Genomic DNA, 20,362 nt, shown 5'->3' with positions numbered 1-20,362 from the left:
CTGCGTGCTCGGGTGATTCGACGGATCGCGGGTGGGCCGCTCGCGGGCCGGGGGATCAGGAAGCCATACGCGCCATATGCAGCTCCGCGGCCGAGAGCGGCGCGTCCGAACCGGTCAGGTACTGCACCAGGGTGGAACGCTCGTCCAGTACCAGCCAGCGCGCGGTATCGCCGAAGGCGTCCCGCTCGTCCTTGATGGTGATGCCGAAATCCACACGGCTGGCGGTGATTTCGGTGGTGAAGGGCACTGCGGTGGCGCCGGTCTTGGTGATGGCCGCGCGGGCCACGATGGCTTCGAGCTGGGGGAGCCCGGCGATGGCGACCCGGGTGCCGGGGCGGGCGCCCAGGTTCAGCAGCATGCGGGCCATCCGGTTGGACCAGCGGTCCAGCTCGGCGTAGGTGAGGGCGCAATCTCCGACGGTCGCCGCGACGGCGGCGGGATCGGCCTGGGGGGCAAGCGGCTGTGCGCTCGTACGCAGGGTGACGAGGGTGGCTACGGGCGATTCGACCGGCTTGCACATCGGTAATCATCCTCTCGGAGATGCGGCTACGTGGTGCTGTTGGGGATGTATCCAACTGTCGTCGCATTCGGTTCGATCGGACAGCAACCTCAGTGCTGCCGATCTCCGCTCCGGGGGTGCCCTTTCACCCACCTAGGGTGGGTGGATGATCACTTCGCCATATCCTCGATGGCCTGTTCGATCATGTTGGTGGAGTCGCGCGGGCTCAGCGCCATGGCGCGCAATTGGTCGAACATGACGCCGTACCGGCGGACTTCCGGATGGCCCTCGATCAACTCGTCGCTGGCGATGCCCTCCACGTAGACCAGCTCCGGATCGGCGGGATCCGGGAAGTCCAGCAGGGTGAAGGAGCCGAGCATGCCCGGGTGCGCACCCGCGTCGAAGGGCAGGATCTGCAGGATGACATTGCGCTTGTTGGTGTGGTCCAGCAACTGATCGAACTGCTCGCGCATCACCTCCTTGCCACCCACCAGACGTTTGATCACGGCCTCGTCCAGCACCACCCACAGCTCCAGCGGATCATGCTTGTTCAGCACCTGCGAACGCTCCATGCGAGCCCGAACCCGTTGGTCGCGAACCTGTTCGGAGATTTTCGGCATGGTGGTCTCGTAGACCGCGTTCGCGTACGCCTCGGTCTGCAACAGGCCGGGAACGAAGGTGGACTGGAAGAACCGGGCCGAGAGCGCCTCGGCCTCGAAGTTGATGTAGGCGCCGTACACCTCGGACACCGCGTCCTCGTACGAGCGGGCCATACCGGGTTTCAGGGCGTCCACCAGCAGCTGCAAGGCGTCTGTACGCTGCGGTTCCGCGATGTCGTAGAGCTCCAGCATGGCGGTCAGCGTGCGGCGTTGCGGGCGCGCCTGCGCGGTCTCGATGCGGTAGAGCGTGGTGACGTTGATACCGGTCTTGGCGCTGACCACCTCTTTGCTGAGGCCGGCGGTTTCGCGCATCTCGTGCAGCATCGCCGCGAGCCTGCGCAAACGGACGGTAAGCACGGTTCGCTTGCCTGCCATGACGGCCCTTTCCCTTGTCGCACTTGCCCGAACGCAGTATTGCGTTCTTGCATTTGTAAGAGCATGATCCGAGCTAGCCTATTCGTGAACAACCGATCCGATGAGCGGTATAGCTGAATCCGGAGACCAATCATGTTGGTGCGATTAGTGATGTTGTCGGGTGCTTGTGGGGAGTCACGATGACCATGTCGATAGCCGGCGTACTGCCGACGGCTCCACAATTGCTCTGTGCCTTCCAAGGCAGACGTTTTCAAGATCGAGTCCTGCTTCGATCGGCGCACGCTCTGGCGGAGCTGCACGAACGCCGGGCCGAGATAGGCGATCTCATGTTGATCGCCGAGATCGATTGTCGGCGGAGCGAACTCGTTGACGATATCAACGACTGGGTGGAACAGGAACTGCCACAGCACCGTAACGGCAGCCTGCTGCACACCGAAAGTCTGGGTGCGGTGGTCGACCGCATGGCCATGAGCTGGGTGGAAGCCAACCAGGTCATCGACCACGAGGGCGCGGCCAGCGATAACACCCATAAACACTGGTACCACCTGGCCGAACTTGTGGACGGCTACACTGATCTCGTAATCGATGTGGCCGGCGGCCGCCGCCGTTTACCGGAACAATGATTCCAAATGCATTGACACAATTGATGTATTGCCGCGGAAGCATTGTCACCAGCGGTGACGTCAACCGAGCAGCGCTATCCGACCAGTAGCTCGCTCGAGCCGCAAGACGTCGCCCGCCACGAAGACGGCGGGCGCAACGGGGCGCCCCGCCCGGCGTGCCGCGTGGTCGACTGGCGCGGCACGCCCGCCATGCGCTGTTGCACAATGACATCGCGGTGCGTTCGACTATTCGTAATTGCTTTTTTCTTGATGTGTCATTCGCGAAATCGCGAATGAAATACGGCATTTCACATTCGCTGGACGGAGTGCTGTCATGAATACCGGCGAGTACAGCGCCGCCGCGCTCTACGAACAGGCGCGGGGCGGCGTTTTCCACCTCGACCCCGCGGTCGCCCGCGAGTGCGCAACGCACTTCCTGCGCTTCGCGGGTCTGCTCGATCCACAGATCGAGCAGACCGCCCGCATCCGGACTCTCGACGGGTTCGGCGGCTTCGATTCGGCCCGGCAGCTACGTCGTGGCTTCGAATCGAAGGCCGTCGAGCTCACCGCGACCCTCACCACCCTCCAGGACTGCGCCCTGCGCATGGCGGCCGCCTACCTGCTGGCCGCCGGGCTCATCCGGGACACCGACGAAACCCATTCCCGCGCACTGCTATCCGCCCGCGCGGGCCTCTGACTCCGGGACCGATCCCTCACCGGAGAACAGTTGGGCCGGCACCACTGCCAAGGTGCCGGCCCTACTGGCTGTTCCCGATGTTTCAGCCTGTTCCCGATTGCTCAGCGCAGTGCGGCGCGACCCTTCAGTCGGCCCAGGATGATCAGCGCGATCAGGGTGACCAGCACCAGCAGGGTCGTGCTGGCGGCCGCGTCGAACACCTCACCGCGGTCCGTGGCCGCGAAGATGCTGACGGGCAACGTCTTCCACGTCGCCGGGTAGACCATGATGGTCGCACCGAGCTCACCCATGGACAGGGCGATGGCCAGGCCCGCCGCCGCGCCGAGCGCGGGGAGCAGCAGCGGCAAAGTGATTCGGGTCAGCACGCGCACCGGCCCCGCGCCCAGGGATTCGGCGGCCTGCTGATATCCCGGGTCCAGCCGGTCCAGCGCGGCCGAGACGCCGCTGAAGGCGTAGGCCAGCACCAGCACCGTATGGGCCAGGATCACAATCCATTTGGTGCCGCCGAGCAGCAGCGGCTTCTCGTTGAAGGCGATGAGCACACCCAGTCCGATGGCCACCGAGGGGACCGCCACCGGGACGTGGAAGACCGCGTCGGTGACCCGGCGCAACCACTGCGGGGCCTCCCGCGAGGCCAGCGCCGCCCAGGTGCCGAGCACCAGCGCGATGAGTCCGGCCAGCAGCGCGGTTTGCAGACTGACCGACAGGCTGGCCGATTCCTCCCCGGAGAGCACATGATCGAAGTTCGCGAAGCCCAGGTCGGAGGGGAGCGGGCCGCTCCAGTGTCCGGCCAGGGCGGCGGCCACCACGGTGGCGATCGGGGCCACGAAGACCACGGTGACGACCACCGCGAAGAAGGCCAGGACCATCAGGCGGCCGCGGCGAGTCCATACCAGCATGGCTCAGCTCTCCTTCCGGGCGCTGGTGAGACGGGCGAACAGGGTGCGATAGCCGAGGTACAGGCTCAGCGAGAGCAGTACCTGCACCGAGGCCAGCACGGCCGCGCCCGGCAGATCGAAGGTGACGATGCCGCGCGTGTAGATCAGCGCGGGCAGGGTGATGACGCCCTTGGCCCCGGTGAACAGCACGATGCCGAATTCGTTGAGCGTCAACAGCAGTACGAGACTGCCGCCCGCCGCGAGCGCGGGCCAGGCCTCGGGTAGCACCACCTGGCGCAGCACCCGCCACGGCGTCGCGCCGAGGCTGGAGGCCACATCCAACTGCTCACGCGGCAACTGCGCGAACGCGGCCAGCAGCGGCCGCACCACGAACGGGGTGAAGAAGGTGATCTCGGCGAAGATGATCCCCCACGGCGTGGACAGGAAGTTGATCGCGGGTTCGGTACTGCCGGTGAGGTTTCCGATCAGCGCGTTCACCGCCCCCGCCGTGCCGTACAGGAAGGTGAAGGCCAGGGTCACCAGGAACGAGGGCAGCGTCAGCACGGTATCGATGAGCCGCCCCACCAGCTGCGACCCCGGAAACGGGATGAACGCCAGCACAATCGCCAGGAACGTCCCCAGCACCAGGCACCCCGCCGTCGACCCGACCGCGATGGTCACCGTGCGCCACAGCGCCTTCCGTACCGACTCCTCGGCCAGCACACTGCTCCAGGTGGCGGTCCCGCGCCCACCCGCCTTGGTCTTGGTGGATTCCAGCAGCACGCGCACGATCGGATACACCGCGATCCCGAGCACCACCAGCACCGGCGGCAACGTCCACAGCACCGGCTTCCACGACCGCCTCGGCGCGGGCTCCTCGGGAGCCGCTGCCGCCGACGGTGATTCGAGCACCGCGGTCATCGCCGCCCCCGTTCCCGCGCCGCGGCGATCCCACCGGACAACTCCGACCACACGCCCACCCCTTCGGGGCGCGTGATCACGATCCGGCGGGCCGGATGATCGTTGGCCCGATCCGCATTCCCGTTGCGGCGCAGCGTGATCGGGCTGCTCTCGGCCTGGTCCACACCGCCGGACCGCGGTCGTGCGGTCGGCAGCCCGGTGATCTGGTCGGGGCGGCGGGGTCGCCGTTTCGGCAGGGGGTTCATGCGCGCACCTCGGAATCGGCTGCGGCGGAGGCATTTCCGATGACGGGTGGGATGAGGACACCGGCCGGGTCGGGGAATTTGACGCCCACGTTGTCACCGGCGGACAGCTCGGTGTGGCCCGGGACGTCGGCGGTGAATTCGACCGGGATGCCCGGGACGCTCAGGTGCAGGCGGGTGGCCGCACCCTTCCATACCGCGGTGACGACGGTGCCGCGCAGGGCATCTCGTTCGGTGAGGGGCACGATGCGCACCGTGTGCGGGCGCACGCACAGCATCGCGTCGGCGTCGGGGGCCCAGTCGGGGCGGCCGACACCGGGGCGCGGGGCCTCCGCGCGCAGGGTGTGCTCGCCCACGGTGACCAGCGCCGCGGTGCCCGAGACGTGTTTGACGGTGCTGGGCAACAGGTTCGCGCCACCCAGGAAGGACGCGGTGAAATCGGTGGCGGGCTGCTGCCACAGATTGTGCGCGGTATCGATATCGACCAGCCGCGCATCGCGCATCACCGCGATGCGATCGGCGAGCGCGAGCGCCTCGGCCTGATCGTGGGTCACGTACAGCATCGCCGTGTCCGGCAACGCCTTTCGCAGCTGCTGGAGTTCGCCGAGCATGGATTGGCGCAGCTGCGCGTCCAGCGCCGCGAGGGGTTCATCGAGCAGCAGCACCCCGGGCCGGATGGCCAGCGCGCGGGCGATGGCCACGCGCTGCTGCTGACCGCCGGAGAGTTCGCGCGGGAGCCGCTTGGCATAGGAACCCATGCCGACCATCTCCAGCGCCTCGGTCACCCGGGTGCCGATCTCGTTGCGCGGCACATGATGTGCCTTGAGCCCGAAGGCCACATTGTCGTGCACCCGCATATGCGGGAACAGAGCATAGGACTGCACCACCACCCCGATCCCGCGCTTGGCGGGGGACAGGTTGGTGACGTCGCGCCCGGCCAGCCGCACCGTGCCCGAGGTGGGCCGGACGAATCCGGCCAATGCCTTGAGCGCGGTGGACTTGCCGGAACCGCTGGGCCCGAGCAGCGCAACCGTTTCCCCCGCGGCGACGCGCAGGTTGAAATCGGCCAGTGCGACAGTGCTTTTACGGCGATTGCCGTAGGTGACACCGACCCGGTCGAACACGATGGCCGGTTCGACGGCCTCGGTGCCGGTGGCCGTGGATGTCGTCAACGCGGAGGACATGGTTGCTGCTCCTGTGGTCGGGCGATTAGCTGCCGGTGGCCTTCGTGTACGCGGCGACATCGGTGTCGAGCGAATCGAGCACCGCGTTCCAATCCGGGTGCACCACATCGACATTGCGCACCAGCGCGGCCGGGGAGGCGGTGTTGCCGGTGGGCGGGACGGCGGTGACGTCGGTGCGCGCGGACACGGCGTTGGCGTCGGTCAGGGTCTTCTGCACATCGGCCGAGAGCAGGTAGGTCATCAGCTTCTTACCGGCGTCCGAATGCGGCGCGCCCTTGGCCAGGCCCATCAGGTACGGCAGCGCCACGGTGGACTGCTTACCGTCGGCGGTGGCCGGGAAGAAGACGTTGAACTTGGAGCCCTTGTCCTTGATGGTCGCCAGGTTCATCTGGATATCGCCGTTGGCGATGAGGATCTCGCCCTTGTCGACCTTGGCCTGGAGCTTGCCGGTCGAAGAGGACGGGCCGACATTGTTGGCCTGCAACTTGGCGAGGTAGTCCAGCGCGCCCTGCTTGCCGTAGAGCTGCTGCAGCAGAATCAGCACGGCGGTGCCGTCACCGGCCTGGCCCGGGGTGGAGTACTGGATCTTGCCCTTGTAGTCGGGCTTGAGCAGATCGTCCCAGGTCACCTTGGCGGCCTCGACGGTCGGGTTGGCGATGAAGCAGAGGTAGTTGCCCGCCAGGCTGACCCAATTGCCCGCCGCGTCCTTCTCGCTGGCCGGGAACGCGCTCAGGTCGACGCCGCTGGCCTGCAGCAGGTTCGACTTGGCGGCCTTCTGCATGAACGGCGGCAGCGTCACGATGAGATCGGCCTGCGGGTTGGACTGTTCCTTCTCCACGCGGTTCACGACCTCGCCGGAGCCGGCCTCGACCAGGTTCACCGAAATACCGGTCTGGTCCTTGAACTTCGCGAACTGGGTCTTGTACCAGTCGCCGACGCCGTCGGCGGAGTAGACGGTGACGGTCTTGCCGTCGCTCGAATCGCTGCCGGTGCCGCCGCAGGCGGTGAGGCTGAACGCGACCGCGGTGGCCGAGGTGAGGATGAGAGCGGTGCGGGCGATGGTGCGTGCGAGGCGGTTGTTCTTATTACGCACGGTGACTGCAACTTTCAGTTCGTGGGGAAGTGTCGAGTCGAAGGGACGGGGGGTGTACCCGCCGCCCCCTCATGGATGCGGCGGAATCCTGGGGATCAGCCCTTGGTGAGCAGCAGTGCGGCGAAGTCGACCACCGACGGCACCACATGCGTCGCGCCCGCGGCGCGCAGCTGTTCCTCGTTGTGCGCGCCGGTCAGCGTGCCCGCGACGATGCGCGCGCCCGCGGCCAGCCCGGTGCCGATATCGCTGGAGGTATCACCCAGCACCGCAACGCGATCCACGGCGTCGATGCCCAGGCGCAGCAGCGCGGTCAGCACCATGTCCGGGTAGGGGCGGCCGCGTCCGGCATCGGACGGGGCCAGGGTGAGATCGGCGATATCGTTCCAGCCCAGCGCGTTCAGCAGTTTGTCCTGCGTCTCGCGGCTGAAGCCGGTGGTCAGCGCCACCTTGATACCGGCCTTGCGCAGCGCCGAAATGGCTTCCTCCGCACCGGGAATCGGGGTGACACCGGCATCGGCGAATTCGGCGTAGGCGGCCTCGAACGCGGCGTTGGCGGCCTGCGCCCTGTCCTCGTCACCGAGCAGCGCGCGGAAGACCACGATCTTGGACTGGCCCATGGTGTCGATCACGTACTGCCGGGCGGCCTCGCGTTCGGGGCCCTGCTCCGGAATGCCCGCGCTGGTGGCGGCCACGTCGAAGGCGCGAATGACCAGCCCGTCATCGGCGACGGTGGTACCGGCCATATCCAGTACCGCGAGATCGATCTGCTTGTAGGACAACTGTTTTCCTTAAAGTCAGAGGTTGAGCAGGTCGGCGGTCTCTTCACCCAGCGCGGGGCCGAGCGTCATACCCCGGCCACCCGGACCGGTGATCACCCAGACGTTGTCGGCGGCCTGCGCGCGGGTCACGATCGCGCCCGGATCGATGGACTGGCTGTACACGCCCGCCCAGCGCCGCACCACCTGCGGGAGTTTGCGGCCGAGCAGCTCTTCCGCGACGGCGACGAGATGCTCGTACGGCGCCTCGTCCACATCGAAGTTGAACGGTTCGTCGTATTCGTGGGTGTCACCGATGGTGAGCCCACCGTGCAGGCGCTGTACGCACAGCAGCTGCATCTTGTGCTGTGCGGCCGTGAACGGTTGCGCCTCTTCGTTATTGAGACGATCCAGCTCCGGCCCCTGGAAGGCGGGGTAGTAGCGGAAGCTGTCGCCGTCGGCGAAGGCGGTGGTGAGCGGTTCGCCCAGCGGCGCGGTCTGCATCATCTGCAACCGCACCCGGCGCACCGGGATATCGCCGACGAGTTCGCGGGTCAGACCCGAATGCGCCGCGCCCGGGCAGGAAATCACCAGATCGCCCTCGTGGCGGCGGCCGCGATCATCGAGCACGGTGGTGCCGGTGATGCTGCGCGCCTCGGTGCCGCCGAAGAAGCTGTAGCGGCCGGTGGCCTCCATATAGCGGCGCAGCGCGGGCAGCGCCTGGCGGGACTCCACCGCGCCGTCCTTCGAACAGTGCAGTCCGGCAACGAATTTGCCGCGCAGGGCCGGGTTGACCTTGCGCACCGCCTCCGGATCGAGCAGTTCGAAACCGCGTTCGGCGGCCGATGGATTGCGCATGGCGGCCTCGGCCACGGCGAGTTCGTTCTCGGTGCGCACCAGCGTCATGGATCCGGCCGGCCGGAATCCGACGCCGGGCACCTTGCCGCCGATCTCCTCCCACAGCTGGCGCGAACGCAGCGTGATGTCGAGTTCGTTGGCGCTGCGACCGGACACCCACACCAGGCCGAAGTTGCGGACGGTGGCGCCGCGCGCCTCCACCTCGCGTTCGAGCTGAATGACTTCGTGGCCGCGCCCGATCGCGGCGAGGGCGTGGGCGGTACCGAGAATTCCTCCGCCGATGATGACCAATCGCATGGGACTCATGGTGGCCAATGGTCTAGACCTAGGAGTGTTTCGTGTGCAAACGCTAGGTTAACAATTGGTATAGACCAATCTTGTGTACATTGATGGGCATGGACACAACGGACGTTGCCGGGGTGGGCGCCCGTATACCGAAGTCGTACCGCGTGCGCACCGAACTCGAAGCGCTGCTCGGCGAACTCAACGAGGGCGATCCGCTGCCGTCGGAACGCGATCTCGCGCTGCGCTGCGGCGTGGCCCGCGAGACCGTCCGCCAGGCGGTGCGAGAGCTGTTGGTGGAGGGCAGAATTCGCCGCCAGGGTCGCGGCACCGTGGTCTCCCGCCCGAAAATGGTGCAGCCCTTGACCTTGCGCTCCTATACCGAGGGCGCGCTCAAATTCGGCCGCACGCCGGGGCGTCTACTCGTGGCGTGGACCGATGTTCCCGCCGATCCGGACACCGCCCACGATCTCGAACTGACTCCGGGCACGCCGGTCATGCACCTGGAGCGGATACTGCTCGCCGACGGTGAACGCATCGGCCTGGAAAGCACTTTCATGCCGCTGGACCGCTTCGCCGTACTACGCGACTTCTACGAACCGCAGACCTCGCTGTATGCCGCCACCCGCGCCATGGGCGTCGCCTACGCCTCGGCCACCGAACGCATCGAAACGGTGCTGGCCTCACCGCGCGAGGCCGCACTGCTGGAATGCACCACCGCCCTGCCCATGCTGCTGCTGCACCGCCGCAGCGTGGACACCGACGGCACCCCGATAGAGCGGGTCCGCTCGCTCTATCGCGGCGACCGCATCGCCTTCCAGGCCACCCTCGCCGACTGATCCGCAACGTGCCGAACCCCCTTGTGCGCGCTCATGAAATCCAGGCGCGCACAAGGGGGTTCGGGTTACCGGAAGCTGTCAGGCGCAGGCGCGGTTGAGTTCATCGGTGACCGCGGTCAGGTCGGTGATCTCGGGGTCGCGCAGCGCATCCACATAGGCGGAGATGCCATCGCGCTCGGCGCCACCGGCGACGACCAACAATCCGGAAAGCCGGTCGGCGAGGGCTTCCGCCGTCTCCGCATCGAGTCCCGCCGGGCTGTCGATCGCGGTGTTGATCAGCTCGATCGCCTTCGAGCACACCGGCGAACCCGCGTGAGCTGCCGGTCCCGGGATGATCACCGAACCGAGCACACCGGCGCCGAGCAGCACACCGGCAAGAATTTTCGACATATTGACCTCTACTACTGAACAGGGATAGGACGAGCGTCATCGACGGTAGGCAGATCAGGCCCTTCCCGGTATCGGGCATATGTCCTAATTGTCGGCTATCGCGCCGAGCCTTCCTGGCGCGTGACCATTTGGCCGAGCGTGGTGGAGATATTGGCCAGGGCGGGGTGCTGGGGCGTCGGGGTGGCCGATCGGATGGTGGCGGCGGATTCGTTATCGGCGGTGAGGCGGTAGACGGTGCGTTCGAGGATGGGCAGGATGGCGGTGATTTCCATTGTGCCGCTGGCGAATCGGGCGATCAGGGCCATCACCATATTGGGCAGGATCACGGCGATGTCCTCGATGTAGGACTGGTCCAGGCCGCGTAGCGCCGCCTCGGCGATGGGGAGGATGGCCGAGACGCCCTGCGCGTCGAGGCGATGGCCGCCGGGGGCGGTGCGGGCGTGGTGGTACGCCTCGAGCATGGTGGGGTGCTTCTCCCAGGGCTCGAAGACGCAGCGCAGTACGCGAGTCATGGCATCGCGCACCGATTCGCCGGGGGTGACGGGTGCGACCTCGGCGTAGGTGTGCTCGGTCATCCACTGTTCGAGGGCGGACACGATGAGTTCGTCGCGGGTGGGGAAGAGCTTGTAGACCTTGGTGAGTGAGACGTGGGCGCGGCTCGCCACGGTGCGCAATTGCACGCCGTCGTAGCCGTTTTCGGCCAGCAGTTCCAGGACCACGGCGATTATCCGCGTATATGCGTCCGACTCTTGATCTTTACCCACCCCGTCATGGTAACTTCGTTACTGGTAACTCGGTTACCGGCAAGGGTTCACACCCGGAACCCGATCGACGGGCGCGCGCCCCGAGGACCTCTCGGCGGGCGAACCGTACTGTGGCTCAACGCATTACGAAAGGCTGCCCGCGGCGTCGCGGGACCGTGCCCATGACTTCATTCCTCAGGCCGCTGCTGCGGCGATCATTCATCCTCGGGGCCGCGCTCGCGCTGCTGCCGATCAGCGCCGCCTCCGGCCAGTGGCCCTCGGGGTCCTCGGGCGGGAATTCCACGGTGGCACGGGCGAATTGCGGACCCGGCTCGAATCCGGAGACCGGTATGCAGGGCGATGTGCCCGCCGCCGACCGGGACAGCGGGCGCAGCCGGGACGGCTACACCTGCAATATCCGGCGGCTCGGCAACTACGCGGGCCGGGGCGGCGGCATCACCTCGGTGAGCTTCGAGCACTGCACCTATATCGGCACCTTCTTCCCGGGTGATCTGCTCGGCCCGGTGCAGGGCGTGCAGGTGCTCGACGTCTCCGATCCGGCGAATCCGGTGCTGACGGCGAATCTCGACGAACCCGCCATGCGCGCGGGGACCTGGGAAAGCCTGAAGGTCAACGAAACTCGCAAACTGCTGGTCGGCGCGGGCGTGCCCGCACTGACCGGTGCGGGCCTGCTGTCGATCTACGACGTCTCCGATTGCGCGCATCCGCGGCTGCTCAATCCCGGTCCGGGTACCGATCTGCGCTTGCCGCTGCCGGTCACCTCGCACGAGGGCGGGTTCTCACCGGACGGGAACACCTATTGGAGTTCCGGTGTCGCACCGGGTTTGGTGTCGGCCGTGGATATCTCCGATCCCGCCGCGCCGCACGTGGTGTGGCAGGGGTTGCAGGGCCTGTCCATGCACGGCTTCGGATTCGCGGCCGATGGCAATCGCATGTATCTGGCCAATAACTTCGGCGGCCTCAATGTGCTCGACATCAGCGCGGTACAGCGGCGTGATCCCAATCCGCAAGTGCCGCAGCTGGCTTCGATGACCTGGACCGACGGCTGGGCGACCCAGCACGATATCCCGGTGACCATCGGCGGCACGCCCTATGTGCTCACCGTCGACGAGGCGGGCTCGGGCGGGGTGAAGTTCATCGATATCTCCGATGAACGCGATCCGCGCATCGTGAACTCGATCAAGCTCGAGATCAATCAGCTCGTCAATCAGGACAGCATGCTGGCCTCCGCCTCGGGTGGTTCGCTGTTCGGCTATGACGCGCACTACTGCGCCGCCGATCGCCCGGTCGATCCCACCGCGTTGGCCTGTGGCTGGACTTCTTCCGGCATAAGGGTTTTCGACATTCGCGACCCGCACGATATCCGTGAGATCGCCTACTACAACCCACCCGCGCGCACCGGGAACAACACCGAACTGTGGAACTCCCCGCACGCACTGGCCTCGATCATCGGCCCGCCGCTGCTCGCCGCGCCGACCATCGCACAGGCGGTCATCGCGGGACAGTTCGATCTGTCGCAGGCGCAGAGTTCGCGCACCGGCCGGATCGCGCTCGGCGATCTGTCCACCGACTGGTGCTTCTCGGCCCCGGAATGGCGCGGCAATCAACTCTGGACCACGTGCGCGGACAACGGATTCCTGGCATTGGAGCTGGATCCGGCCGTCTACACCCCGCCCGCCGATCAGCACTCCACCATCGGCTCCTGATCGTTCCGCGGCACCACACTTTCCGCACACCTCTCGAAGGTTTCGCATGCCCGTACTCTCGCGCCGCTCACTGCTGCTCGGCGCAACCGCCGCCGGAGCCATGCTCGTCGGCACCCGAAATATCAATGTGCGCAATGGCATTGCCACGCGCGTCAACAGCGTCCCGCTCACTCGCGAGGAACATCGCGTCGTGGTCGTCGGCTCCGGCTTCGGTGGCGGCGTCACCGCGCTGCGCCTGGCCGAAGCGGGCGTTCAGGTGCTGCTGCTCGAGCGCGGCATGCGCTGGCCCACCGGACCGAACGCGGAGACGTTCCCGCGTGCGTCCGCGCCGGACAAGCGCATGCTGTGGTACCGCTCCAGTCCCGAACTGTTCGGTAAGCCAATGGTTTTCGAGCCGTACACCGGACTGGTCGAAGCGGTGCCCGGGGAGAATATGACGGCCCTGTGCGCGGCCGGTCTCGGCGGCGGATCGCTGATCTACCAGGGCATGTCGCTCCAGCCCACGGAAGCGGTGTTCAACACCCATTTCCCGGAGCAGTTGGACTGGGCGGCCATGAATCGCGTGCACTATCCGCGCGCGGCCCGCATGCTCGGGCTCGCGGTCGCACCCGATGAGCTGGTGGACAGTCCCAATTACGCCGCGGCCCGCTATTTCGCCGACCGGGTGCGCGGGGCGGGCCTGCCGCTGTCGAAGATCCCCATGCCCATCGACTGGAACTACGCGCTCGCCGAACTGCGCGGTGAGATGAAGCCGTCCTACACCAATGGTGACGGTGCCATGGGCGTCAACAACGGCGGCAAACATTCGGTCGACGTCACCTACCTGGCTGCCGCCGAGGCCACCGGCCGCGTGAATATTCAAACCCTGCACCAGGTTTCGGGCATCGAGCGCGCACCCGACGGTCGGTGGACGCTACACGTCCAACAGCTCGACACCACCGGAACCGTCATCGCCGACAAACTCATCACCACCCCCGCCCTGGTGCTGTCGGCGGGCAGCCTCAACACCACCAGACTCCTCATGCGCGCGGGCGCGAAGGGTCACATCCCCGACCTCCCCGACGCGCTCGGCCGAGGCTGGGGCACCAACGCCGACCGCATCTACATCTGGACCGATCCCAACGCGAATTTCGGTACCGCACAGGGCGGTCCGGTCGTCTACGGCTCACTCAACTGGGACGACCCGCACACCGCGCATACCGTCATCCAGGCCTCCATCCCACCGCTGCCCATGGACCCGAAGAGCACCATGATGGTCGGCTACGGCGTCAGTGACGGCCGGGGCCACTTCACCTACGACTCAGCAACCGATGACGCCACCCTGCACTGGCCCGCCGACGGCGATGCCTTCATCCAGGACAACCACATCGGCCCCACCACCCGCCGAATCGCAGGCCCCGCAAGCACTCTCACCGACACCAACGCCGCGTTCCCCTCCACCTGGCATCCTCTCGGGGGCGCGAGCATGGGCACCGTCTGCGACCTGAACGGCAGAGTCCTGGGCCAGCGCGGCCTTTACGTTCTCGACGGTGCCCTCATGCCCGGCAACACCGCCGCCTGCAATCCGTCCCTGACCATCGCGGCCGTGGCCGAACGCGCGCTCGACGCCCTGGTCGCCCAGGACGTCGGCACGGTTATCTGAAGCGGGACAGGCGATTACGCTCAGCGGACCTGCGGGGCCACCTTCGCGCCGAGCAGTTCGATATTGGCCAGCACCTTCTCGTGCGGGAGGGTGCCCACGCTGGTGTGCAGCATGAAGCGGTCCAGGCCGAGGGTGTCGCGGACATCGGCGATCTTGCCCGCCACATAGTCCGGGGTGCCGACGAACAGGGAACCGCTCTGCGAGCGCAGGGCGGCGAACTGCTCGCGGGTCATCGGACCCCAGCCGCGTTCGCGGCCGATACCGGACATGGCGCGGGCGTACGGGGCGTAGAAGTCCGCGACCGCCTGCTCATCGGTCTCGGCGACGTAGCCGTGCGCGTGCACCGCGATCGGCTGCTTCTCATGGCCGCCCTGGTCCAGAGCCTTGTGATAGAGCTCCACCAGCGGCTTGAAGCGCGCGGGCTGACCGCCGATGATCGCGATGGCCAGCGGCAGGCCCAAAAGCCCTGCGCGGACCACGGATTCGGGGCTGCCGCCGACCGCGATCCAGACCGGCAGCGGCCGGTTCTCGGTGCGCGGGTACACGATGGCGTCGGTCAGGGGTGCGCGGAAATTGCCCTCCCAGGTGACCGGGCCCTCCTCGCGGATCTTCAGCAGCAGCGCCAGCTTCTCCTCGAACAGTTCGTCGTAGTCCGAGAGGTCGTAGCCGAACAGCGGGAACGATTCGATGAACGAGCCGCGGCCCGCCATGAGTTCGGCTCGGCCGTTGGACAATCCGTCCAGGGTCGAGAAGTCCTGATACGCCCGCACCGGATCGGCCGAGCTGAGCACCGTCACCGCGCTGGTGAGCTGAATGCGCTCGGTGCGCGAGGCGATGGCGGCCAGCACCACGGCGGGGGAGGAGGCGGCGAAATCCTTGCGGTGGTGTTCGCCCACGCCGTACACGTCGAGTCCGGCCTGTTCGGTGACCACGGCCTCCTCGACCACCTGGCGCAGTCGTTCGCCCGCGGTCGGCACCGGGCCGTCCCCGCCGACGGGGTGCGTCTCGGCGAATGTCGTCAGTCCCAGTTCCACGGCTGTACACACCTTCCAATGTTGTTTCCAAGTCAACCTGTGAGCTTAAACGGACCGTAGTCCGGAAACATTCCGCGCAGCTCGGGGAGAGCCGCCCGCATCGGCCGGATAGTCTTGTTCTCATGTCAGTGCGCACCCGCCAACCCCTCGTTCCCGGCACCCAATCGCCCATTCGTGAGGTGCCCAAGTCCATCGAGCGGCCCGAGTACGTCTGGAAGAAGACGGCCAAGGAGGGCAACGAGCCCTGGGTGCAGACGCCCGAAACCATCGAGGCCATGCGCATCGCGAGCAAGCTCGCCGCCCAGGCCCTGGAAGAGGCGGGCAAGGCGGTCGCCCCCGGTGTCACCACCGATGAGCTCGACCGCATCGTGCACGAGTACCTGATCGACAATGGCGCCTACCCGTCGACGCTGGGCTACAAGGGCTTCCCCAAGTCCTGCTGCACCTCGCTCAATGAGGTCATCTGCCACGGCATTCCGGACTCCACCGTCATCGAGGACGGTGACATCGTCAATATCGACGTCACCGCCTTCATCGGCGGCGTACACGGCGATACCAACAAGACCTACTTCGCGGGTGACGTCGACGAAGAGGTGCGCCTGCTCGTCGAGCGCACCGAAGAGGCCACCCTGCGCGCCATCAAGGCCGTCAAGCCGGGCCGGGCGCTCAATGTCATCGGCCGCGTCATCGAGTCCTACGCCAACCGCTTCGACTACGGCGTGGTGCGCGACTTCACCGGCCATGGCGTCGGACCGACCTTCCACAGCGGCCTGGTGATCCTGCATTACGACCAGCCCGCCGTCGAATCCGAGATCGAAACCGGCATGACCTTCACCATCGAGCCCATGATCAACCTCGGCGGCATCGACTACGAGATCTGGCCCGATGGCTGGACCGTGGTCACCAAAGACCGCAAGTGGACGGCCCAGTTCGAGCACACCCTGGTCGTCAACGAGAACGGCGCTGAAATCCTCACCCTGCCGTGAGCCACACCCCCGTCATTCCGGCGTGGACTTTCTCTCCCGTCATTCCGGCGCGCTTTTGGCCGGAATTCAGGGGTGGATCCCGGCCACAAGCACGCCGGGATGACGTTGAGGTCTGCCGGGCTGACACGGGGGAGCACGCGTGAAAGGCGCGCTGCTGATCGCGGGCACCACCTCCGACGCCGGGAAAAGCGTTGTCGTGGCCGGGCTCTGCCGCATGCTGGCTCGGCGCGGGGTGCGGGTCGCGCCGTTCAAGGCGCAGAACATGTCGAACAACTCCGTCGTCACCCTGGACGGCGGGGAGATCGGCCGCGCCCAGGCCCTACAGGCGCGCGCCTGTGGGCTGGAGCCGAGCGTGCGCTTCAACCCGGTGCTGCTCAAGCCCGGCAGCGACCGCCGCTCGCAACTGGTGGTGCGCGGCAAGGCGATCGACACCGTGGGCGCGAAGGATTACTTCCGGCACCGCACCGAATTGCGCGCCATCGTCGCCGAGGAATTGGCGTCGCTGCGCGCCGAATTCGACGTGGTCATCTGCGAGGGTGCGGGCTCACCCGCCGAAATCAACCTGCGCGCAACCGATCTCGCGAATATGGGCCTGGCCCGCGCCGCCGACCTCCCGGTACTGCTGGTCGGTGACATCGACCGCGGCGGCGTGCTCGCCCACCTCTTCGGCACCGTGGCGATCCTGGAACCCGAAGACCAGCAACTCATCTCGGGTTTCATCATCAACAAGTTCCGCGGCGACGTGGACCTGCTCCGCCCCGGCCTGGACCAGCTCACCGATCTGACCGGCCGCCCCACCCTCGGCGTCATCCCCTTCGCCGAAGACCTCTGGATCGACGCCGAGGACTCCCTCGGCACCATCGCGGACGCCCCCGTAGGCCGCTCCCAGCCCCCGCTCGGTAGGGACTGGCTCACCGTCGCCGCCATCCGCCTACCCCGCATCTCCAACTCCACCGACGTGGAAGCCCTCGCCTGCGAGCCGGGCGTCTCCGTCCGCTGGGTCACCGACCCCTCCCGCCTCGCCGGAGCCGACCTGGTCATCCTCCCCGGTAGCAAATCCACCGTCACCGACCTGGAGTGGTTGCGCCACACCGGATTAGCCACCGCAGTCCAAGAACGCGCGGCCCGCGGCGGCCCCATCCTCGCCATCTGCGGCGGCTACCAAATGCTCGCCCACACCATCGACGACCGCGTCGAATCCGCCGCCGGCACCGTCGAAGGCCTCGGCCTCCTCGACCTGGAAATCGAATTCGCCGACCCGAAGGTCCTGCGCCGCAGCGCAGGTCGCGCCCTCGCAGAAGGAATTCCGGTGCACGGCTACGAGATTCACCACGGCCGCGTGCGCCACAACGGCGACCAGCCCTGGCTCGAGCTCGACGGCGTCCCCGAAGGTAGTGTGCGCGGTGCGATCTGGGGCACCCATCTGCACGGCGCACTCGAATCCGACGATTTCCGCCGCGCCTTCCTCCGCGCCGTCGCCTCCCACTCCACCGCCGATTTCGTTGTCGCCGACAATGTCTCGGTCGCCGAGGTCCGCATCACCCAACTCGACCTACTCGCCGACCTCATGGAGAAATACCTCGACCTCCCCGCCCTCGAGCGCCTCATCGACACGGGCGCACCCCCGAACCTCCCAACCCTCACAGTCAGCCGCTGACCGGGCACCCGAGTCTTCGGCCGGCCGCCACATACCGCACTCGAATCCTCGATCACCGCAAGGGGAATCGAGTCGGGCGCTGATTCCACGCAGCGGTCTTCCCCTATCGGCCGTGTGAACCCCCGGGGCGCCGTGGTCGGTGCGCGTTCGGCGGTGTGATCGGCCGAATGGGGGAGAACCGTGGTCTGGGAACTCGTGCGATCGGTCGGTGCGCGCCGCGTGCGAATCCTCGATCCCCGCACGGGAGCCGGGTGATCGGCCGCGTGCGGAGGACTCTCGACCCGGAGGCCGTCTGAGTTTTCGTGCGGCGCGAGTCATTCGGTGGTGGTCCCGGCCTTCCCCGGGGTGGGATCGGTGTCGCACGGCACATGTGACTTTCGGCCGGGGTTCGGGTGGCGGGCGACACGCGGGAAGGGTTGGCCGACAGGCGAATCAGTGGTCTGTGCCACTCGGGAGGGGCGGATTTCGGGGATTCGGCGCGGATCTGTCGAGGTCACGGTGACGGCGATCACAGCAATCCGGGCGACACGCGTTCGGGGCGTTTGCGCGCCGTGTAGCGTGACTCGATATGGAATCTCGGCGGATCACGGTCGGTGACCGCGTATGGGCCGTGCGGGTCGGAGGCTCCGAATCCCGCCACCACGTGCTCCTACTTCCCGATGCGGGCGATCCGGCCGATGTATATGACCAGGTCTGTGAACGATTGCAGACCTCGGACCTGCGCACCATCGTGATCGAACCCGCGGACGGGCTCGACAACACGGCGGTCTTCGGCATCCTCGACGAATTGAAGGTGCCCTGGGCCAATCTGGTCGGTGCGGGCACCGGCGCGGATCTGGCATGGCAGTTGGCCGCGCGCGGCTTCGGCCGCTTCATGAGCCTGATCGCCGCGGGCAGCGGCCACCCCGCCGCGCCCGGTGCGGACGGAGCTATCGCGGACGCCACCTGCCCGCCGGTGGAAATCCCCACCACGCTGCTGGCCACCAAACGCCTGCCCCGCGAGGCCGCCGAGGCCTCCGGTCGCTACGTCTACGGCGAATTCCGCCTCGTCCCGGTCGATGTCGCCGACGTCGCCACCGAGGCGGGCCACGAACTCGCCACCGAGATAGTCCTGCGCACCAGCTTCTGGTGACCGATCCGCTCACTGACCGCGCCTCGAATCCGAGGCGCGGTCAGCCGCTTTTCCGGGCCCTACGCCTTCGCCTGCGGCGACTCCGCCAGCCACGTCAGCCAGGAATCCAATTCCGCGAACGCCTGTGTGCGCGGCTGCTCCGAGGACAGGAACACGTCGTGACGTGCGCCTTCGATCGGCACGATATTGGTGCGATCGCCCAGGCACCCGGCCCAGCGCTGAATCTGTTTCACATCCAGCACCACGTCCGAGACATCGGCGGCCGGACCGTACTTGGCCATGAACTTGGTCACCTTGGAGCGCAGCACCAGCGCGGGCACCCCGATATCGAGCCCGCGATGCACCCGGGCATGCCCGCGCCGGATCGCGCGCAGCCAGCCCGCGTGAACGGCGAAGCCGCTCAACGGCTTCCAATCCAGGTTGTAATCCCATTCCCCGGATACGGTGTTGTGCAGGCTGTCTCCGTAGGTGGTCGCCTTGCCCAGCGGCAGCGCGGTCAGCGCGCTCAACTTGCCGACACCCTGCAACACGGCGTTGCTCAGCGGGTTGCGGTAGTAGGACGGCCCTTGCAGATCGAACCACGGGCTGTTCAGCACCAGCCCCGAAATCCCTTGCGCCCGAGACCCGCCCGCCGCGTTGAGCCGGTTCAGCCACAGCGAGGTGACCAGTCCGCCGGTCGAATGCCCCATCACGAGCACGGGCAGCCCAGTCTCCTCGCGAATGATCTTCAGCGAGCGATTCAGCTCCACGTCGTAGAGCGCGAGATCGGTCACATAGTGCGGTGTCTGCCCGTCCCGGGTGGAGCGACCGCACTTGCGCAGATCCAGCGCGTAGAACGCGATCCCCTGCGCCGTCATGTGCTGGGCGAGGTGTTCCTGGAAGAAGTAGTCGGTGAACCCGTGCACGTACAGCACGGCGCTGGTGGCGACCGGCCGCGCCTCGGGCGTGTAGCGGATCAGCGTGGCGAACGCGTCGCCCTGACCGTCCGGGTCCGGCCCCAGCGCCAACGTCAGCTGCTGATAATCGGATCCGAGCACGTCGGGCTGCCAAACGCCGGCCGCCGGGGTCGATGCGGACGTGGTTGCGGTGGATGACGTATCAGAGGTCACATGGCCCAATGTAAACGGCGAAGGTGAAAAATGAGCTTGGAGGTATCTCTCACATTCG

Annotated in this window: 21 protein-coding genes; 8 read left to right on the top strand and 13 right to left on the bottom strand. The window is 67.0% G+C overall.

Annotation, left to right across the window (positions count from 1 at the left end; translation table 11 throughout):
• Positions 1-55 precede the first annotated feature (55 nt).
• Together ACFVUS_RS12110 and ACFVUS_RS12105 are read right to left on the bottom strand one after the other, a co-directional pair.
• On the bottom strand, positions 56-520 hold the full coding sequence (locus ACFVUS_RS12110; RefSeq protein ID WP_376068269.1) for an AMP-binding protein: 465 nt from the start codon (positions 518-520) through the stop codon (positions 56-58).
• 149 nt (positions 521-669) lie between these two features.
• Entirely contained in the window at positions 670-1,533 is an 864-nt protein-coding gene (locus tag ACFVUS_RS12105) for a helix-turn-helix domain-containing protein (RefSeq protein ID WP_387764242.1), read from the bottom strand.
• Between the two features lie 263 nt (positions 1,534-1,796).
• On the opposite strand from ACFVUS_RS12105, the gene ACFVUS_RS12100 reads away from it, so the two are divergent.
• Complete coding sequence (locus ACFVUS_RS12100) at positions 1,797-2,156, top strand: DUF4254 domain-containing protein (RefSeq protein ID WP_387765531.1); 360 nt, start codon at positions 1,797-1,799, stop codon at positions 2,154-2,156.
• 313 nt (positions 2,157-2,469) lie between these two features.
• A complete protein-coding gene (locus ACFVUS_RS12095) occupies positions 2,470-2,832 on the top strand; it encodes a hypothetical protein (protein ID WP_387764240.1) in 363 nt (120 codons plus the stop codon).
• A 101-nt stretch (positions 2,833-2,933) separates the two neighbouring features.
• Here the strand turns inward: ACFVUS_RS12095 and ACFVUS_RS12090 are convergent, their stop codons facing one another.
• The 7 genes from ACFVUS_RS12090 to ACFVUS_RS12060 all read right to left on the bottom strand — a co-directional run bounded on the left by ACFVUS_RS12090 (position 2,934) and on the right by ACFVUS_RS12060 (position 9,060).
• Positions 2,934-3,731 carry an ABC transporter permease gene (locus tag ACFVUS_RS12090; protein WP_387764238.1) on the bottom strand — a complete coding sequence of 266 codons (798 nt, stop codon included), beginning with the start codon at positions 3,729-3,731 and terminating at the stop codon, positions 2,934-2,936.
• A gap of 3 nt (positions 3,732-3,734) precedes the next feature.
• The gene (locus tag ACFVUS_RS12085; protein ID WP_387764236.1) at positions 3,735-4,631 is read right to left on the bottom strand and encodes a 2-aminoethylphosphonate ABC transporter permease subunit; all 897 of its coding nucleotides are present in this window, start codon (positions 4,629-4,631) and stop codon (positions 3,735-3,737) included.
• Positions 4,628-4,876 (bottom strand): hypothetical protein, encoded by a 249-nt coding sequence (locus ACFVUS_RS12080; protein ID WP_387764234.1) that lies wholly within the window; start codon positions 4,874-4,876, stop codon positions 4,628-4,630. The genes ACFVUS_RS12085 and ACFVUS_RS12080 overlap by 4 nt, the downstream gene beginning before the upstream one ends.
• Positions 4,873-6,057, bottom strand: coding sequence for an ABC transporter ATP-binding protein (locus tag ACFVUS_RS12075; RefSeq protein ID WP_387764232.1), 1,185 nt, complete (start codon positions 6,055-6,057; stop codon positions 4,873-4,875). Before ACFVUS_RS12075 ends, ACFVUS_RS12080 begins: the two co-directional genes overlap by 4 nt.
• Before the next feature lie 25 nt (positions 6,058-6,082).
• A complete protein-coding gene (locus ACFVUS_RS12070) occupies positions 6,083-7,150 on the bottom strand; it encodes a 2-aminoethylphosphonate ABC transporter substrate-binding protein (protein WP_387764230.1) in 1,068 nt (355 codons plus the stop codon).
• A 95-nt stretch (positions 7,151-7,245) separates the two neighbouring features.
• Positions 7,246-7,929, bottom strand: a complete 684-nt coding sequence (locus tag ACFVUS_RS12065; RefSeq protein ID WP_387764228.1) for a phosphonatase-like hydrolase — start codon at positions 7,927-7,929, stop codon at positions 7,246-7,248.
• Positions 7,930-7,944: 15 nt separating this feature from the next.
• Positions 7,945-9,060 (bottom strand): TIGR03364 family FAD-dependent oxidoreductase, encoded by a 1,116-nt coding sequence (locus ACFVUS_RS12060; protein ID WP_387764226.1) that lies wholly within the window; start codon positions 9,058-9,060, stop codon positions 7,945-7,947.
• 98 nt (positions 9,061-9,158) lie between these two features.
• Here ACFVUS_RS12060 and ACFVUS_RS12055 point away from each other — a divergent pair, with 98 nt between their 5' ends.
• Positions 9,159-9,884, top strand: coding sequence for a GntR family transcriptional regulator (locus ACFVUS_RS12055; protein WP_387764224.1), 726 nt, complete (start codon positions 9,159-9,161; stop codon positions 9,882-9,884).
• A 78-nt stretch (positions 9,885-9,962) separates the two neighbouring features.
• Here ACFVUS_RS12055 and ACFVUS_RS12050 read toward each other — a convergent pair whose 3' ends face one another.
• Both ACFVUS_RS12050 and ACFVUS_RS12045 read right to left on the bottom strand, forming a co-directional pair.
• Entirely contained in the window at positions 9,963-10,274 is a 312-nt protein-coding gene (locus tag ACFVUS_RS12050; RefSeq protein WP_387764222.1) for a hypothetical protein, read from the bottom strand.
• A 95-nt stretch (positions 10,275-10,369) separates the two neighbouring features.
• Complete coding sequence (locus ACFVUS_RS12045; RefSeq protein ID WP_387764220.1) at positions 10,370-11,038, bottom strand: TetR family transcriptional regulator; 669 nt, start codon at positions 11,036-11,038, stop codon at positions 10,370-10,372.
• Positions 11,039-11,199: 161 nt separating this feature from the next.
• On the opposite strand from ACFVUS_RS12045, the gene ACFVUS_RS12040 reads away from it, so the two are divergent.
• Together ACFVUS_RS12040 and ACFVUS_RS12035 are read left to right on the top strand one after the other, a co-directional pair.
• Positions 11,200-12,744: an LVIVD repeat-containing protein gene (locus ACFVUS_RS12040; RefSeq protein WP_387764218.1), complete on the top strand. Its 1,545-nt coding sequence runs from the start codon at positions 11,200-11,202 to the stop codon at positions 12,742-12,744.
• Between the two features lie 46 nt (positions 12,745-12,790).
• The gene (locus tag ACFVUS_RS12035) at positions 12,791-14,386 is read left to right on the top strand and encodes a GMC oxidoreductase (RefSeq protein WP_387764216.1); all 1,596 of its coding nucleotides are present in this window, start codon (positions 12,791-12,793) and stop codon (positions 14,384-14,386) included.
• Positions 14,387-14,406: 20 nt separating this feature from the next.
• On the opposite strand, the gene ACFVUS_RS12030 is transcribed toward ACFVUS_RS12035, so the two are convergent.
• Positions 14,407-15,420 (bottom strand): LLM class flavin-dependent oxidoreductase, encoded by a 1,014-nt coding sequence (locus ACFVUS_RS12030; RefSeq protein WP_387764214.1) that lies wholly within the window; start codon positions 15,418-15,420, stop codon positions 14,407-14,409.
• 122 nt (positions 15,421-15,542) lie between these two features.
• On the opposite strand from ACFVUS_RS12030, the gene map reads away from it, so the two are divergent.
• The 3 genes from map to ACFVUS_RS12015 all read left to right on the top strand — a co-directional run bounded on the left by map (position 15,543) and on the right by ACFVUS_RS12015 (position 19,195).
• Positions 15,543-16,406, top strand: coding sequence for a type I methionyl aminopeptidase (gene map / locus ACFVUS_RS12025; protein ID WP_387764212.1), 864 nt, complete (start codon positions 15,543-15,545; stop codon positions 16,404-16,406).
• A gap of 139 nt (positions 16,407-16,545) precedes the next feature.
• Positions 16,546-18,063, top strand: coding sequence for a cobyric acid synthase (locus tag ACFVUS_RS12020; RefSeq protein ID WP_387764210.1), 1,518 nt, complete (start codon positions 16,546-16,548; stop codon positions 18,061-18,063).
• A gap of 568 nt (positions 18,064-18,631) precedes the next feature.
• Complete coding sequence (locus ACFVUS_RS12015) at positions 18,632-19,195, top strand: alpha/beta hydrolase (protein ID WP_387764208.1); 564 nt, start codon at positions 18,632-18,634, stop codon at positions 19,193-19,195.
• 59 nt (positions 19,196-19,254) lie between these two features.
• On the opposite strand, the gene ACFVUS_RS12010 is transcribed toward ACFVUS_RS12015, so the two are convergent.
• Entirely contained in the window at positions 19,255-20,304 is a 1,050-nt protein-coding gene (locus ACFVUS_RS12010; protein ID WP_387764206.1) for an alpha/beta hydrolase, read from the bottom strand.
• Positions 20,305-20,362 lie beyond the last annotated feature (58 nt).

The sequence above is a fragment of the Nocardia sp. NPDC058058 genome, from assembly GCF_042885355.1.
In the GTDB taxonomy this organism is placed as follows: domain Bacteria; phylum Actinomycetota; class Actinomycetes; order Mycobacteriales; family Mycobacteriaceae; genus Nocardia.
The sequence above is the reverse complement of the archived record's forward strand: the minus strand, read 5'-3'. Positions and strand labels throughout refer to the sequence as shown.

Bases quoted from the DNA above. Each gene is read 5' to 3' on its own strand.
- ACFVUS_RS12110 (WP_376068269.1), bottom strand. From the start codon at position 520: ATGTGCAAGCCGGTCGAATCGCCCGTAGCCACCCTCGTCACCCTGCGT.
- ACFVUS_RS12105 (WP_387764242.1), bottom strand. From the start codon at position 1,533: ATGGCAGGCAAGCGAACCGTGCTTACCGTCCGTTTGCGCAGGCTCGCG.
- ACFVUS_RS12095 (WP_387764240.1), top strand. From the start codon at position 2,470: ATGAATACCGGCGAGTACAGCGCCGCCGCGCTCTACGAACAGGCGCGG.
- ACFVUS_RS12090 (WP_387764238.1), bottom strand. From the start codon at position 3,731: ATGCTGGTATGGACTCGCCGCGGCCGCCTGATGGTCCTGGCCTTCTTC.
- ACFVUS_RS12085 (WP_387764236.1), bottom strand. From the start codon at position 4,631: ATGACCGCGGTGCTCGAATCACCGTCGGCGGCAGCGGCTCCCGAGGAG.
- ACFVUS_RS12080 (WP_387764234.1), bottom strand. From the start codon at position 4,876: ATGAACCCCCTGCCGAAACGGCGACCCCGCCGCCCCGACCAGATCACC.
- ACFVUS_RS12075 (WP_387764232.1), bottom strand. From the start codon at position 6,057: ATGTCCTCCGCGTTGACGACATCCACGGCCACCGGCACCGAGGCCGTC.
- ACFVUS_RS12060 (WP_387764226.1), bottom strand. From the start codon at position 9,060: ATGCGATTGGTCATCATCGGCGGAGGAATTCTCGGTACCGCCCACGCC.
- ACFVUS_RS12055 (WP_387764224.1), top strand. From the start codon at position 9,159: ATGGACACAACGGACGTTGCCGGGGTGGGCGCCCGTATACCGAAGTCG.
- ACFVUS_RS12050 (WP_387764222.1), bottom strand. From the start codon at position 10,274: ATGTCGAAAATTCTTGCCGGTGTGCTGCTCGGCGCCGGTGTGCTCGGT.
- ACFVUS_RS12040 (WP_387764218.1), top strand. From the start codon at position 11,200: ATGACTTCATTCCTCAGGCCGCTGCTGCGGCGATCATTCATCCTCGGG.
- ACFVUS_RS12035 (WP_387764216.1), top strand. From the start codon at position 12,791: ATGCCCGTACTCTCGCGCCGCTCACTGCTGCTCGGCGCAACCGCCGCC.
- map (WP_387764212.1), top strand. From the start codon at position 15,543: ATGTCAGTGCGCACCCGCCAACCCCTCGTTCCCGGCACCCAATCGCCC.
- ACFVUS_RS12015 (WP_387764208.1), top strand. From the start codon at position 18,632: ATGGAATCTCGGCGGATCACGGTCGGTGACCGCGTATGGGCCGTGCGG.